General features: G+C 41.2%; 13 protein-coding genes. 12 read left to right on the forward strand and 1 reads right to left on the reverse strand.

What is annotated here, in order from left to right:
• Window positions 1-9 precede the first annotated feature (9 nt).
• The 12 genes from lspA (at window position 10) to pyrE (ending at window position 13,283) form a co-directional block, all read left to right on the forward strand.
• Window positions 10-519: a signal peptidase II gene (lspA, locus tag AC4QJR_RS08595; RefSeq protein ID WP_285850877.1), complete on the forward strand. Its 510-nt coding sequence runs from the start codon at window positions 10-12 to the stop codon at window positions 517-519.
• Window positions 491-1,402, forward strand: coding sequence for an RluA family pseudouridine synthase (locus AC4QJR_RS08600; RefSeq protein WP_098572694.1), 912 nt, complete (start codon window positions 491-493; stop codon window positions 1,400-1,402). Before lspA ends, AC4QJR_RS08600 begins: the two co-directional genes overlap by 29 nt.
• A gap of 187 nt (window positions 1,403-1,589) precedes the next feature.
• Window positions 1,590-2,132 (forward strand): bifunctional pyr operon transcriptional regulator/uracil phosphoribosyltransferase PyrR, encoded by a 543-nt coding sequence (pyrR, locus tag AC4QJR_RS08605; protein WP_098572695.1) that lies wholly within the window; start codon window positions 1,590-1,592, stop codon window positions 2,130-2,132.
• A gap of 172 nt (window positions 2,133-2,304) precedes the next feature.
• Window positions 2,305-3,612, forward strand: coding sequence for a solute carrier family 23 protein (locus AC4QJR_RS08610; protein WP_496525897.1), 1,308 nt, complete (start codon window positions 2,305-2,307; stop codon window positions 3,610-3,612).
• 153 nt (window positions 3,613-3,765) lie between these two features.
• Window positions 3,766-4,710, forward strand: a complete 945-nt coding sequence (locus AC4QJR_RS08615) for an aspartate carbamoyltransferase catalytic subunit (protein ID WP_098572697.1) — start codon at window positions 3,766-3,768, stop codon at window positions 4,708-4,710.
• On the forward strand, window positions 4,670-5,956 hold the full coding sequence (gene pyrC, locus AC4QJR_RS08620; protein WP_496525898.1) for a dihydroorotase: 1,287 nt from the start codon (window positions 4,670-4,672) through the stop codon (window positions 5,954-5,956). The genes AC4QJR_RS08615 and pyrC overlap by 41 nt, the downstream gene beginning before the upstream one ends.
• Window positions 5,953-7,044 (forward strand): carbamoyl phosphate synthase small subunit, encoded by a 1,092-nt coding sequence (locus AC4QJR_RS08625; protein ID WP_496525899.1) that lies wholly within the window; start codon window positions 5,953-5,955, stop codon window positions 7,042-7,044. The genes pyrC and AC4QJR_RS08625 overlap by 4 nt, the downstream gene beginning before the upstream one ends.
• The gene (gene carB / locus AC4QJR_RS08630) at window positions 7,037-10,243 is read left to right on the forward strand and encodes a carbamoyl-phosphate synthase large subunit (protein WP_496525900.1); all 3,207 of its coding nucleotides are present in this window, start codon (window positions 7,037-7,039) and stop codon (window positions 10,241-10,243) included. Before AC4QJR_RS08625 ends, carB begins: the two co-directional genes overlap by 8 nt.
• Window positions 10,240-11,013 (forward strand): dihydroorotate dehydrogenase electron transfer subunit, encoded by a 774-nt coding sequence (locus tag AC4QJR_RS08635; protein WP_098572701.1) that lies wholly within the window; start codon window positions 10,240-10,242, stop codon window positions 11,011-11,013. Before carB ends, AC4QJR_RS08635 begins: the two co-directional genes overlap by 4 nt.
• Complete coding sequence (locus tag AC4QJR_RS08640; RefSeq protein ID WP_496525901.1) at window positions 11,010-11,951, forward strand: dihydroorotate dehydrogenase; 942 nt, start codon at window positions 11,010-11,012, stop codon at window positions 11,949-11,951. Before AC4QJR_RS08635 ends, AC4QJR_RS08640 begins: the two co-directional genes overlap by 4 nt.
• Window positions 11,923-12,639: an orotidine-5'-phosphate decarboxylase gene (gene pyrF, locus AC4QJR_RS08645; RefSeq protein ID WP_496525902.1), complete on the forward strand. Its 717-nt coding sequence runs from the start codon at window positions 11,923-11,925 to the stop codon at window positions 12,637-12,639. Before AC4QJR_RS08640 ends, pyrF begins: the two co-directional genes overlap by 29 nt.
• Entirely contained in the window at window positions 12,636-13,283 is a 648-nt protein-coding gene (pyrE, locus tag AC4QJR_RS08650; protein ID WP_098572704.1) for an orotate phosphoribosyltransferase, read from the forward strand. The genes pyrF and pyrE overlap by 4 nt, the downstream gene beginning before the upstream one ends.
• A 90-nt stretch (window positions 13,284-13,373) precedes the next feature.
• Here pyrE and AC4QJR_RS08655 read toward each other — a convergent pair whose 3' ends face one another.
• Entirely contained in the window at window positions 13,374-15,083 is a 1,710-nt protein-coding gene (locus AC4QJR_RS08655; RefSeq protein ID WP_496525903.1) for an Rqc2 family fibronectin-binding protein, read from the reverse strand.
• Between the last annotated feature and the right edge of the window lie 32 nt (window positions 15,084-15,115).

Genomic DNA, 15,115 nt, shown 5'->3' on the forward strand with positions numbered 1-15,115 from the left:
TCTAGGTTGATGTGGGGGTATTTCTTAGTGTTTTATTACTTAATCGCACTTTTTGTTATTTTATTAGATCAAATTACGAAATGGCTTATTGTAAGCAAAATGTATCTAGGAGAAAGTATTCCTATCATTGATAATATTTTCTATATTACTTCTCATCGAAATCGTGGTGCGGCGTGGGGAATATTACAAGGACAAATGTGGCTATTTTACGTTATTACGATAATTGTTATCGTCGGCATTATGTATTATCTGTACAAAGCTGCAAGAGGGAAATGGATGCTTGGTGTATCTTTGGCATTAATGCTTGGAGGAGCGATTGGAAACTTTATTGACCGTGTCATTCGCAAGGAAGTTGTTGATTTCATTCATACGTATGTTTTTGGCTATAATTTCCCTGTCTTTAACATCGCGGATTCAGCGTTAGTTATTGGGGTCATCTTGTTAATGATTCAAATGTTGCTAGAAGAGAGAGAAACAAAGGAGAAATCATATGGAGAAAATGGAACACATCATTCTTGAGGAGCAAAAAGGGGATCGAATTGATAAGGTGATCTCTGGTCTTGATGAGGAATGGTCAAGAACTCAAGTACAGCAATGGATTAAAGAAGGCAATATTACGGTGAACGGACAACAAATTAAAACAAATTATAAATGTAGCTTGAACGATCAAATTGAAATTACGATACCGGACCCTGAAGAGTTAGATGTGGTCCCAGAAGATCTTAATTTAGACATTTACTATGAAGACAGTGACGTTTTGGTGGTAAATAAGCCCAGGGGTATGGTCGTTCACCCCGCACCGGGTCACATGTCAGGAACATTGGTCAATGGATTAATGTTTCACTGTAAGGATTTATCAGGGATTAACGGTGTGTTAAGACCTGGTATTGTTCATCGAATCGATAAGGATACGTCCGGCTTATTAATGGTAGCTAAAAATGATTTGGCTCACGAGAGTCTTGTCAATCAGTTAGTGGCCAAATCCGTTACCCGTAAATATAAAGCGATTGTACATGGAGTCATTCCCCATGATTTTGGAACTGTTGATGCTCCACTTGGCAGGGATACTAAAGACCGGCAAAGCATGACCGTCGTTGATCATGGCAAACATGCGGTCACACACTTTCATGTGCTTGAACGATATAAAGATTTTACATTCGTAGAATGTCAATTAGAAACCGGCAGAACACACCAAATTCGTGTTCATATGAAATATATTGGCTACCCGCTTGCTGGAGATCCAAAATATGGACCGAAAAAGACACTCGATATAAACGGACAAGCATTACATGCAGGTGTGCTTGGTTTTAACCACCCTAGAACAAACGAATATCTAGAATTTGAAGCACCACTGCCAGAAGATATCGAGTCATTACTCAATCAGCTTCGAAATAATCGTTGACATAGTCGGTGATTTGAAGTAAGATGATTTTAGCTTAATAAGCCTTTAAATCAGTCCCGTGAGGCTGAGAAGGAAACGGTTAAGATAATGGGGGGTAACTATACCCAATATCTGTAAATTAACTTGTTAACCTCTCGCCAAAATTGGGTGAGAGGTTTTTTATTTTTACAAAAGAAGAAGGTGTAGTATGAACCAAAAAGCAGTTGTCCTTGATGAACAATCTATTGGCAGGGCCCTAACAAGAATCGCCCATCAAATTATTGAAAAAAACAAAGGTATAGATGATTGTATTTTGGTTGGTATTCGAACGAGGGGCATATATTTGGCCAATCGACTTGCAGCCAAAATTGAAGAAATTGAGGGGAAAGCAATAGCTGTTGGGGAGTTAGATATTACCCTTTATCGAGACGATTTAACAAAGAAAACTGATAATCAAGAACCACTGGTTAAAGGATCTGATATTCCGGTGGGGATAAATAATAAAAAAGTGATACTGGTTGATGATGTTCTCTACACGGGGAGAACAGTCAGAGCTGGACTGGATGCCTTAATGGATATAGGACGACCTGCGGTCATTCAACTGGCGGTTTTAGTGGACCGCGGACACCGGGAACTTCCCATCCGAGCAGACTATGTGGGAAAAAACATTCCTACTTCAAGTGAGGAAAAAATTGTTGTTCAATTAGCAGATGTGGATCAGGTCGATCAAGTCAGTATTTTTGAAAAATAAATAGTTACCCTTTTAAAAGTAGTCCTGTGAGGCTGACAAAGGGGAATATGCCGAAATATACTTATTTAGGCATGTCCATACCCTCTTTGTACCCTCACGGACAAAGAGGTTTTTTTTATGAAAAAAATAAGATACTAAAGAAAAGCAATATAGCAAAATGGGGGAATTCACAATGAACAATAAACCTATCCTAGACGTAAAAGAGATTCCTAAACCCTTCCAATGGATTACATTAAGTTTACAGCACTTATTCGCCATGTTTGGAGCCACAATATTGGTACCATACCTTGTTGGATTAAGCCCGGCGATTGCACTTATATCAAGTGGACTTGGCACATTAGCCTTTCTATTACTAACTAAATTCCAAGTTCCAGCTTACTTGGGCTCATCCTTTGCCTTTATTGCACCTGTAATTGCCGCTAAAGCAGCTGGGGGACCAGGCGGTGCCATGGTCGGTACATTCATCGCAGGACTTGTATACGGACTGGTTTCACTAATCATCAGCAAGGCAGGTCATCGCTGGATTATGAATCTTCTCCCGCCAATTGTTGTTGGACCAGTTATTATTGTCATCGGATTAGCTCTATCTGGAACTGCTGTGAATATGGCGATGAATAATCCTGTGAGTGGAAAATACAGCATGCTTCATTTTTCGGTAGCCCTTGTCACGCTAATAGCAACAATTATCTTTTCGATATATGCAAAAAAAATGTTAAGTATGATCCCAATCTTAGCAGGGATTATTGTCGGATATATCTACGCACTAGTGGTTGGAGTGGTCGATTTTAAACCAGTTTTAGAGGCTAAATGGTTTGAAATGCCTGAATTTATCATTCCGTTTGTAAGTTATAAAGTAAAATTCACTTGGGATTTAGTCTTGTTAATGGTCCCAGTTGCAATTGTAACATTATCAGAGCACATCGGACATCAGTTGGTGCTAAGTAAGGTAGTCGGCCGGGATTATATTAAAGAACCGGGCTTACACCGCTCAATCCTAGGGGATGGAACAGCAACGATGATTTCCGCTCTGATTGGCGGGCCGCCCAAAACCACTTATGGTGAAAACATCGGTGTCCTTGCAATTACTCGAATTTATAGTGTGTATGTCATTGCTGGTGCAGCAATCTTCGCCATCATCTTTGGCTTTATTGGAAAAATAACTGCTTTAATCAGCACCATTCCAACACCGGTAATGGGCGGCGTTTCAATCCTTCTTTTCGGAATCATTGCTTCCTCTGGTTTACGAATGCTGGTGGATAGCAAAATTGATTTTGGTAACAAGCGTAACTTAGTCATTTCATCTGTCATCTTGGTAGTTGGCATTGGTGGAGCAGTGATAAAAGTATCAGAATCATTACAAATCCAGGGGATGGCCCTAGCAGCTATTTGCGGTGTATTGTTAAACCTCATTCTTCCTGGAAGAGAGCCAGCGGATGAAAATATGCTAGAGGAATCCACTGATAAACGGAAAACTGCATAAATAAGTTTCAACTCTTTAAAGAAATCCAGAGAGGTTTATAAGGGTGTAAGCTTAGTACCATGTATGACAACGCATGGATTAAGTTTGTATTTCTTGCACCCGTGACTTCTGGTCAGGGTGTTTTTTATCCAAAATGAGAGAGGCGGATGATGGATGTTAAATCATTTACTAACCACGAACGAATTAAAGGTGGATGAGATTTATCAAATCTTAACAGATGCTCATAACTTTAAAAACGGAATGCAATGGCGTCCGGACAGGCAAATGTTTACTGCCAATCTATTTTTTGAACCGAGCACAAGAACAAAGAGCAGCTTTGAAGTGGCCCAAAGAAGATTAGGATTAGAGGTAATTCCGTTTGAAGTGCTTACTTCAAGTGTCCAAAAAGGGGAAACACTTTACGATACAGTAAAAACATTAGAATCCATTGGTGTCAATTCCATTGTCATTCGACACGGTCAGGACCGCTATTTTGATGAATTGGTCGGAAAAGTTAACACGCCAATCATTAATGGCGGGGATGGGTGCGGGCATCATCCGACGCAATCACTTCTTGATCTACTGACGATCCAGCAGGAGTTTGACCAATTCGCAGGCTTGAAAATTTCTATTATCGGTGACATTCGTCATAGTCGGGTGGCACGTTCCAATGCCGATGTTTTAACAAGGCTGGGTGCAGAAGTGACTTTTTCTGGTCCAGAAGAATGGTTCGATACTAGGAGCACGGATATATCGAGGTATAGGCCGATTGATTTGGCCATCGAAGAAGCGGATGTCGTCATGCTTCTCCGTGTACAACATGAACGGCATCAACAAAAGAGCAGTTTTACGGCAAATGAATACCACAAGCAATATGGTCTTACGATTGAAAGAGAAAAGATGATGAAGCAGGGGAGCATCATCATGCATCCTGCTCCTGTAAATAGAAATGTAGAAATAGCAGATAGTCTTGTCGAGTGCAAGCGATCAAGAATCTTTAAGCAAATGGAAAACGGTGTTTATGTAAGAATGGCAGCAATCAAGAGATCAATCGAAAATCTTGAAGGAGGAAAACAACATGAAAATACTTATTCAGAACGCATGTTACATAGCATCTAAGGGAGAAAAGAAACAGGCTGATCTATTAATAGAAGATGGAAAGATTACAAAAATTGAAACACAAATCACTGCGGTTGTGGATCGGACCGTCGACGCGGAAGGAAAATTAGTGGCACCAGGCTTTATCGACCTACATGTCCACCTCCGTGAACCAGGCGGAGAAAAAAAGGAAACCATCGCAACCGGAACAGCCGCCGCAGCAAGAGGCGGATTTACCACTATTGCCAACATGCCTAACACAAGACCGGTGCCTGACACCATTAACAACATGGAGGACTTACAAAAGCGCATTAAGGATACAGCGAAGGTTAGGGTATTGCCGTATGCGTCCATCACAATCCGCCAGTTGGGTCAGGAGTTAACGGATTTTGAGGGCTTGAAAGCTAAAGGCGCATTTGCCTTTACGGATGACGGAGTAGGCGTACAGTCAGCTGTGATGATGCTTGAAGCAATGCGTAAAGCGGCGGCACTTGATATGGCAATTGTCGCACACTGTGAAGAAAACACATTAATTAACAAGGGGTCTGTCCATGATGGAACATTTGCGAAGAAGCATGGATTAAATGGAATTCCATCTATATGTGAATCCGTTCAAATTGCTAGGGATGTACTCTTAGCCGAAGCAGCAGACTGTCATTACCATGTCTGCCATATCAGCACAAAAGAATCAGTCCGGGTAGTTAGAGATGCTAAACGTGCAGGAATAAAAGTAACAGCCGAGGTAACACCACATCACTTATTATTATCTGAAGATGATATCCCAGGATTAGATGCAAACTATAAAATGAATCCGCCGCTTCGTGCTGCAGAAGACCGCAAAGCCTTAATCGAAGGGCTCTTAGATGGAACCATTGATTTCATTGCAACAGATCATGCGCCACATACAGCAGAAGAAAAAGCAGAAGGAATGACGCTTGCGCCATTCGGAATTGTTGGTCTCGAAACAGCCTTCCCGCTTTTATATACTCACTTCGTACTAAAGGAAATTATGACGCTTGAAGAGTTAATCAACTACCTCACCGTTAAGCCAGCGGAAGCATTTGGACTTCCATACGGAAAAATCGAAGTGGGAGCACCAGCAGATTTAGTACTGTTGAACCTAGAAGAAGAACGTGAAATTAATACAGAAGAATTCCTATCAAAAGGAAAAAATACACCATTTGGCGGTTGGAAATGTAAAGGTTGGCCAGAAATGACAATCGCTGAAGGAGAAATCGCTTGGGAAAAAGGGAGTGTCTTAGTATGAAAAAACAACTTATATTAGAAGATGGTACCATTTTTATTGGTAAAGGCTTTGGAAGTGATACGGAAACAATTGGTGAAGTTGTTTTTAATACAGGGATGACAGGCTATCAAGAGATTATATCTGACCCTTCTTATTGCGGACAGATTGTGACATTAACCTATCCACTAATCGGAAATTACGGAATAAACCGCGACGATTTCGAATCCATCAATCCAGCTGTTAAAGGATTGATTGTAAAAGAAGCAGCAGACTTCCCGTCCAACTGGAGAAATGAATATACATTGGATGAATACTTTGACATGAAAAAGATTCCTGGGATTGCAGGGATTGATACACGTAAATTAACACGGATTATCCGCCAATATGGAACATTGAAAGGGGCTATCTGCAGCATTGAAAAGGATGCGAATGAGGTTTTAGCTCAATTACGTAAAGCACCGCTTCAAACAAACCAAGTTAAACAAGTTTCTACTAAAAATCCTTACCCAAGTCCAGGACGCGGCAAGAGAGTGGTCCTAGTCGATTTTGGAATGAAACACGGAATCTTACGGGAACTTAACCAACGGGATTGTGATGTGGTCGTTGTCCCATATCATACAACAGCAGATGAAATCCTTCAGTTGCGCCCAGACGGAATCATGCTTTCAAATGGACCTGGGGATCCAAAAGATGTTCCAGAAGCGATTGATATGTTAAAAGGAGTATTAGGCAGGGTACCATTGTTCGGAATTTGCTTAGGTCATCAATTGTTTGCCCTAGCATGTGGAGCTAATACGGAAAAAATGAAGTTCGGTCATCGCGGTTCCAACCATCCGGTTAAAGATCTTGCTACAGGAAAAGTTGCCATTACTTCACAAAACCATGGCTATACAGTTGAGGAAGAATCAATTAAAAATACAAGATTAGAAATTACTCACATTGCAGTAAATGACGGAACAGTCGAAGGACTGAAACACCTGGATTACCCAGCATTTACAGTTCAGTATCATCCGGAAGCATCTCCAGGACCAGAAGACGCAAACGGCTTATTCAATCAATTTCTTGACTTGATGGAAAAGAACAAACAGGAGGTTACAGCAAATGCCTAAACGTACAGATATCAACTCCATTTTAGTAATCGGTTCAGGACCAATTGTCATTGGGCAGGCTGCAGAATTTGACTATGCCGGTGCCCAAGCATGTATCGTTCTGAAAGAAGAAGGCTACCGTGTTATTCTAGTTAACTCCAATCCGGCCACCATCATGACGGATACAGAGATGGCAGATGCTGTTTATATTGAACCCTTGACTGTAGAATTCGTCAGCAGAATCATTCGCAAAGAACGTCCGGATGCACTGCTTGCAACACTTGGCGGACAAACAGGTCTTAACCTGGCTGTTGAGTTGACAAAATCCGGAGTCTTAGCTGAATGTGAAGTAGAGATTCTTGGTACGAAACTTTCAGCGATTAACCAAGCAGAGGACCGAGATCTTTTCCGAAGCCTTATGAATGAATTAAACGAACCAGTTCCAGATAGCGAAATTATCCATGAAGTAGCTGAGGCAAAAGCATTCGTTGAAAAAATTGGTTTCCCGGTGATTGTTCGACCAGCATTTACATTAGGAGGAACAGGCGGAGGTATCTGCCATAACGACGAGGAACTCGAGGAAGTTGTTACAAGTGGACTAAAGCACAGCCCGGTGAATCAATGTCTGCTAGAAAAAAGTATTGCTGGTTTCAAGGAAATTGAATACGAAGTAATGCGTGATAAAAATGACAATGCCATTGTGGTTTGTAATATGGAAAACATCGATCCTGTTGGTGTTCATACTGGTGATTCCATCGTGGTTGCACCAAGTCAGACATTAAGCGATCGGGAATACCAGCTGCTTCGCAATGTTTCATTAAAAATTATTCGTGCCTTAGGTATTGAAGGCGGCTGTAACGTTCAGTTGGCATTAGATCCATACAGCTTCAACTACTATATTATTGAAGTAAATCCACGAGTTAGCCGTTCTTCGGCATTAGCGTCAAAAGCAACCGGTTATCCGATTGCTAAGCTTGCAGCTAAAATCGCCGTAGGCTTAACACTTGATGAAATGTTAAATCCGGTAACAGGAAAAACCTATGCAAGCTTTGAACCGGCACTAGATTATATCGTAACCAAAATACCTAGATGGCCGTTTGACAAATTTGAATCAGGTAACCGTTCCCTAGGGACACAAATGAAAGCAACGGGAGAAATTATGGCAATTGGCCGTACATTTGAAGAATCTCTTTTGAAAGCAATCCGCTCTCTTGAGGCAGGGGTTTATCATTTCGAATTAAACGACGCCGCAGAAATCAATGATGATCTACTTGAGAAACGGATTCGCAAAGCCGGAGACGAACGACTCTTTTATATCGCAGAAGGGTTAAAACGTGGATTAACCATTGAGACGATCCATGAATGGAGCAAAATCGACTTATTCTTCTTGAAGAAAATGGAAGGAATTATCGAACTTGAAAAAGTAATTGCTGCTAAACCGTTTGACACAGAAATCTTCATTGAAGCAAAACAAAAAGGCTTTACGGATAAGACGATCGCCCAGCTTTGGAATACAACTGAAAAAGAAATTTATCTTACTAGAAAAAATCTCGGAATTATCCCAGTTTATAAAATGGTTGACACTTGTGCAGCTGAATTTGAATCAGCAACACCTTACTACTATGGCACATATGAAGATGAAAACGAGTCGATTGTAACAGAGAAAAATAGTGTCATTGTTCTAGGATCCGGTCCAATCCGTATCGGCCAGGGCATTGAATTTGATTATGCGACTGTACACTCTGTAAAGGCTATTAAAGAAGCAGGCTATGAAGCGATTATCATTAATAATAATCCAGAAACAGTATCAACGGATTTCAGTATTTCTGATAAGCTATACTTCGAACCACTGACCATTGAAGATGTGATGAGTATTATTGACTTAGAGAAACCAATGGGGGTAGTGGTCCAGTTTGGCGGACAAACCGCAATCAACTTAGCGGCTAAACTTGAAGAAAATGGCGTGAAAATTCTAGGAACAAGCTTAGAAGACATAGACCGTGCTGAAAACCGTGATAAATTTGAACAAGCACTTGTGCAATTAGACATTCCACAGCCATTAGGAAAAACAGCTATGTCAGTAGAACAGGCACTTGTGATCGCCAGAGATATCGGTTATCCAGTTCTTGTCCGCCCTTCCTATGTACTTGGTGGAAGAGCAATGGAAATTGTTTATCATGAAGAAGAACTTCTTTACTATATGCAGAACGCTGTAAAAGTGAATCCAGAGCATCCAGTCTTGATTGACCGATATTTAACAGGGAAAGAAATTGAAGTTGATGCCATCTGTGACGGCACTAATGTCCTAATCCCGGGTATCATGGAACATATCGAACGAGCTGGAGTCCACTCAGGTGACTCGATTGCAGTTTACCCATCGCAAACTCTCAGTGAAAAAGTGAAACAAACACTTGTGGAGTATACCGAGAAATTAGCGAAAGGGTTAAATATTATTGGATTACTAAATATTCAATATGTGCTCGCGGGTGAACAAGTATACGTACTTGAAGTAAATCCAAGATCAAGTCGTACCGTTCCATTCTTAAGTAAAATTACCAATATCCCAATGGCAAAAATCGCAACAAAAGCGATTCTTGGAGTATCGATTCTCGACCAAGGCTACATCCCAGGTCTTGTTACTGAAAAAGAAGGAGTATATGTCAAGGTTCCTGTATTCTCTTTTGCCAAACTGAAGAGTGTCGATATCACGCTTGGGCCAGAAATGAAGTCAACTGGAGAAGTCATGGGTAAGGATGTAACCCTCGAAAAGGCCCTATACAAAGGCTTAATTGCTTCAGGTATGAAAATTCAGCAGTTCGGTACCGTATTGTTTACGGTAGCAGATAAGGATAAGCAGGAAGCCTTAAAACTTGCGAAACGTTTCTCTGCAAACGGCTATGGTTTAATGGCAACAAGCGGAACAGCGGCTGCCTTGGAAGAAGCAGGCCTAAGAGTGAAGGTTGTCGGCAAAATTGGTACAGAGGGTAAAACATTACTAGATGTTATTCATCATGGTGAGGCACAGTTCATTATTAATACTTTAACGAAGGGCAAACAGCCTGAACGTGACGGGTTTAGAATTCGCCGAGAAGCTGTTGAAAATGGAGTTCCATGCTTAACTTCACTTGACACGGCTGATGCAATCTTAAAAGTAATTGAATCGATGAATTTTTCAGCAGAACCAATGGCCGCTATGAAAAAGGAGGCCGTGTTTGCATGATCCAAAAAGAGTTATGCAAAGTACTCAGCCAAAAAGAAATAGCTGCAGATATCTATGAGCTGACGATTGAAGGAGAGTTAGTTACTCAAATAACGGAGCCTGGTCAATTTGTCCATATTAAAGTATCCAATGGCCTTGATCCACTGTTACGCAGACCAATTAGTATTTCCTCGTACGATTATGAACAGAAAAATTTAACAATGATTTATCGTAAAGATGGAAGAGGAACTTCCATGCTAGCAGAATTACGACCAGGGATGCATGTCGACATCCTTGGTCCACTAGGCAATGGTTTTCCTGTTGAAGAAGTCAGTATGGGAGATACTGCCTTACTTGTCGGCGGTGGAATTGGTGTTCCTCCCCTATATGAACTGTCAAATCAGTTAGTCGCAAAAGGTGTAAAAGTCATCCATGTGCTCGGCTTCCAGACTGTATCAGCTGTTTTTTATGAAGAAGAATTTTCGAAAAATGGGGAAACCTATGTAGCGACTGTGGATGGTTCTTATGGTAGAAAGGGCTTTGTGACGGATGTAATGAAAGAATTGCAGTTTGATTGTATCTATACATGCGGACCAACTCCGATGTTAAGAGCAATTGAGCAGAATTATCAAGATAAGAAGGTTTTCTTATCGCTAGAAGAACGGATGGGCTGCGGCATCGGTGCCTGCTTTGCGTGTGTATGTAAAAAGAAGGATGACCCGACAGGAGTTTCTTATAAAAAAGTCTGCAGTGATGGTCCTGTATTCCGAGCTGGGGAGGTATTGATATGAGTCGCTTAAACATTGAATTACCAGGCTTAAACTTAAAAAACCCAATCATGCCTGCATCTGGATGCTTTGGATTTGGCAGAGAATACAGTCAGTTCTATGATCTAAGTGTACTTGGCGCGATTATGATTAAAGCGACAACAGTAGAACCTAGGTACGGAAATGCAACACCACGTGTTGCCGAAACTTCTGCAGGCATGTTAAATGCCATAGGCTTGCAAAATCCAGGACTAGAAAAGGTACTTGGTGAAGAGCTTCCTTTTTTATCTCAGTACGATGTCCCAATTATTGCAAATGTGGCTGGATCACTTGAAGAGGATTACGTGGAGGTAGCCCGTCAAATTTCAAAGGCTCCAAATGTTCATGCGCTAGAACTGAATATTTCCTGCCCTAACGTAAAAACAGGCGGGATTGCTTTTGGAACCATTCCTGAAACAGCGAAACAATTAACCCGAAAGGTTAAAGAGGTATCAGAGGTACCAGTATATGTAAAGCTGTCGCCAAATGTAACAAATATCGTTGAGATGGCGAAGGCTGTTGAAGCAGGTGGTGCCGATGGATTGACGATGATTAATACTCTTATCGGAATGAGACTTGATTTAAAAACAGGCAAACCGATTCTTGCCAATCGAACCGGTGGATTGTCAGGACCAGCAATTAAGCCAGTGGCGATCCGGATGATTCACGAAGTCAGCCAGGTGGTAGGGATTCCAATCATCGGTATGGGTGGTGTTGAGACGGCTAGTGATGTCATCGAGTATTTTTATGCAGGAGCAAGTGCGGTCGCAGTCGGCACAGCCAATTTTGTTGATCCATTTGTTTGTCCGACGATCATTGAGGAACTGCCTGAACTGCTTGGAAAATTAGGATTTGAGCACATCAGTGAATGTACAGGAAGGAGCTGGAAGGAACATGGACAACTCGCTAATCATCGCGCTTGATTTTCCCGGCGTAAACGAAGTTAATCAATTTCTAAAGCCGTTTGCTGGTAAAGAGCTTTTTGTAAAAGTAGGGATGGAGTTGTTTTACCAGGAAGGCCCCTCGATTATTCATCAATTAAAAGAGCAAGGTCACCGTATTTTCCTTGATTTAAAGCTTCATGACATTCCAAATACAGTGAAAAGTGCAATGAAGGGTCTGGCACGTTTAGAGTGTGATTTGGTAAATGTTCATGCTGCAGGTGGAATTGACATGATGCGAGCAGCACTGGAGGGTCTAGAAGCAGGTACCACTGCAGGACGGAAGCGGCCTAACTGTATAGCGGTAACACAATTAACAAGTACGTCTGAGGAACAAATGCAAAAAGAACAACTTATTCCGGTCTCCTTAAAGGAATCGGTGCTTCATTATGCCTCTATAACGAAACAAGCAGGCTTAGATGGAGTTGTTTGCTCGGCATGGGAAGCTGCTTTGATTAAGGAAAAGGCTGGGCAATCGTTTTTGACGGTTTGTCCGGGTATTCGGATGGCCTCAGATCAGGTAGGAGATCAAAAGCGCATCACAACTCCTGAATCAGCGCGGACAATGGGGGTTAGTGCGATTGTGGTTGGCCGCTCTATTACCCGTTCACAAGACCCGCTAACAAGTTATCAACAATGGATGGAAGCATGGAAGGGAGTAACACAATGAAAAAATTAATAGCAGAAAAATTACTAGACATCAATGCGGTGGCCTTGAAGCCCGAGGTGCCATTTACGTGGGCATCAGGACTTCGTTCCCCAATCTATTGTGATAATCGCCTAACTCTTTCATACCCAGAGGTAAGAAAATCAATTGCTGCTGGGCTGCAGCAGTTGATTGAGGAAAATTTTCCGGGAACTGAAGTTATTGCTGGTACAGCAACCGCAGGTATCCCTCATGCCGCATGGGTCAGTGACTTAATGGACCTTCCTATGTGCTACGTTCGTTCGAAAGCAAAAGGACACGGTAAAGGCAATCAGATTGAAGGAAAAGCAGAGGCAGGTCAAAAGGTTGTCGTTGTAGAAGATTTAATCTCAACTGGCGGCAGTGTAATCACAGCAGTTCAAGCATTAAAGGAAGCAGGTTGTGACGTACTTGGTGTGGTTTCCATTTTTACCTATGGGCTTGAAAAGGGAAGAGAACTGCTTCAGGAAAACGAGATTACGAGTAAGTCACTGACTGATTATGAAACATTAATAGAAGTAGCGATTTCTAAGGGTATCGTTACGGGAGATGATCAGAAAAGTCTCCTATTATGGAGCAAAAACCCTGCTGAATGGAGCAACAAGTTTTTGGAAACAGAGATTCGCTGATAAAATCGAATTTCCACTCTTAAAATGAAATTAACGCTGATAAATAGAAAAAGAAGGCATCCACGACCTTGTGGATGCCTTCTTTTCTTTCTATTTCTTCAATTTAAGTACCAATTCCTCATCTGGCGTGACATATATTGTCTGCTGATTATCATAAATCACAAATCCTGGCTTTGCCCCACTAGGTTTTTTTACAAATCGAACCTTTGTAAAATCAACAGGAACAGAGCTGGAATTTCGTGCCTTACTAAAATAGGAGGCTAAAATGGCAGCTTCCCGAATCGTTTCATTTGATGGTTCTTTGCTTCGAATTACCACGTGTGAGCCAGGGATATCTTTTGTATGAAGCCAAATCTCATCCCTTGCTGCCAATTTATTGGTTAAATAATCATTTTGTTTATTATTTTTGCCAACGATAATATCGGTACCATCGCTCGATTTAAAATGATCTAATACTGGCTTGGCATTCTGTGCCTTCTTAAGTTTCTTCTTTTGCCGTTCCCTAATATATCCACCCTCCACAAGTTCTTCACGAATCTCTTGAATATCTTTAGGGGAGGCAGCTTGTACTTGCTGTAATAAATTATCAAAGTAGGAAACTTCAACTTGGGCTTTCTCGATTTGCTCAATAACAATTTCAACTGCATTTTTTGCCTTCTGGTATTTTGAAAAATACTTCTGGGCATTTTCAGATGGTGTCTTCCGCGGGTCTAGTGGAATGATAATCGTCCCACCTGATTCATCATAATAATCGAGCACTTCAATTTCACGCATCCCTTTATTGGCTGCATATAAATTGGCTGTTAAAAGTTCCCCATAGCGTTGAAATTGCTCCGCACGCTCAGCTTCTTTTAATGTAACGTTCAGTTTGTCAATTTTCTTTTCGTTCTTTTCTTTTTCATTATGAATAAATCGTTCAATATCATTCCCTTGCTGCTTTACCCGATCTCTTTCGGCTTTGCCAAAATAAAAGCGGTCAAGCATTTCACTTAGCGTGGGATATGTTTTTATTTCTCCTTTCAGATGCTCAAGTGGAAATAAGTAAAATGCGTCCTTCCCGCCTGCCGAGATAATGGAGGGGAAAATATCACCAGATGCAACTTTTTTAACCATACTTATAAACGTTCCCGGGACAGTAGCACGATTAGCAAGGCCACTCTGGAATATTACTTCCTTAGCGAATAGTGGTGAAATCCCAGCAAATTGTTCAACTAATTGGCGATCAATTTTCCCTGCATTGTAATCAATCTTTCTTAATAGATCGTCCTGATCACAATGAAATGGATCTTGCTTATGCTGTTCTGGAGGGAAAACATAAGGCTGTCCGGGTATAATCGCCCTGTGGCTGTTCACTGCAAAGGAGACATGTTTGATGCTGTCAAGAATGATATTCCGGGATTTATCAACGAGTACAATATTGCTGTGTCTACCCATAATTTCAATAATTAATTGCTTGTAGCTAATATCCCCAATCTCATTCCGTCCCTTAATTTCTAGTACAATCATCCGATCGGTTTCTTTTTGATATAAATCCTCTAATATATAACCCTCAATATGTTTCCTGAGCAGCATACAAAACATTGGCGGCTCACTTGGATTATCATATGACTCTTCAGTGAATTGAACTCGTGCATAACTTGGGTGCGCCGATAATAGCAGTTTTTGATTTACACCATTGGCACGAATGGTGAGAATCACTTCATTTTTATAGGGCTGATGAACTTTATTAATCCTTCCGCCCTTTAACGAACGGACAAGTTCATCGACCATTGCTTTTGTAAATAAACCATCAAATGACATGGAAAACATCCTTTACTACATTCATATGTATT

The organism is Neobacillus sp. BP17 (assembly GCF_059579525.1).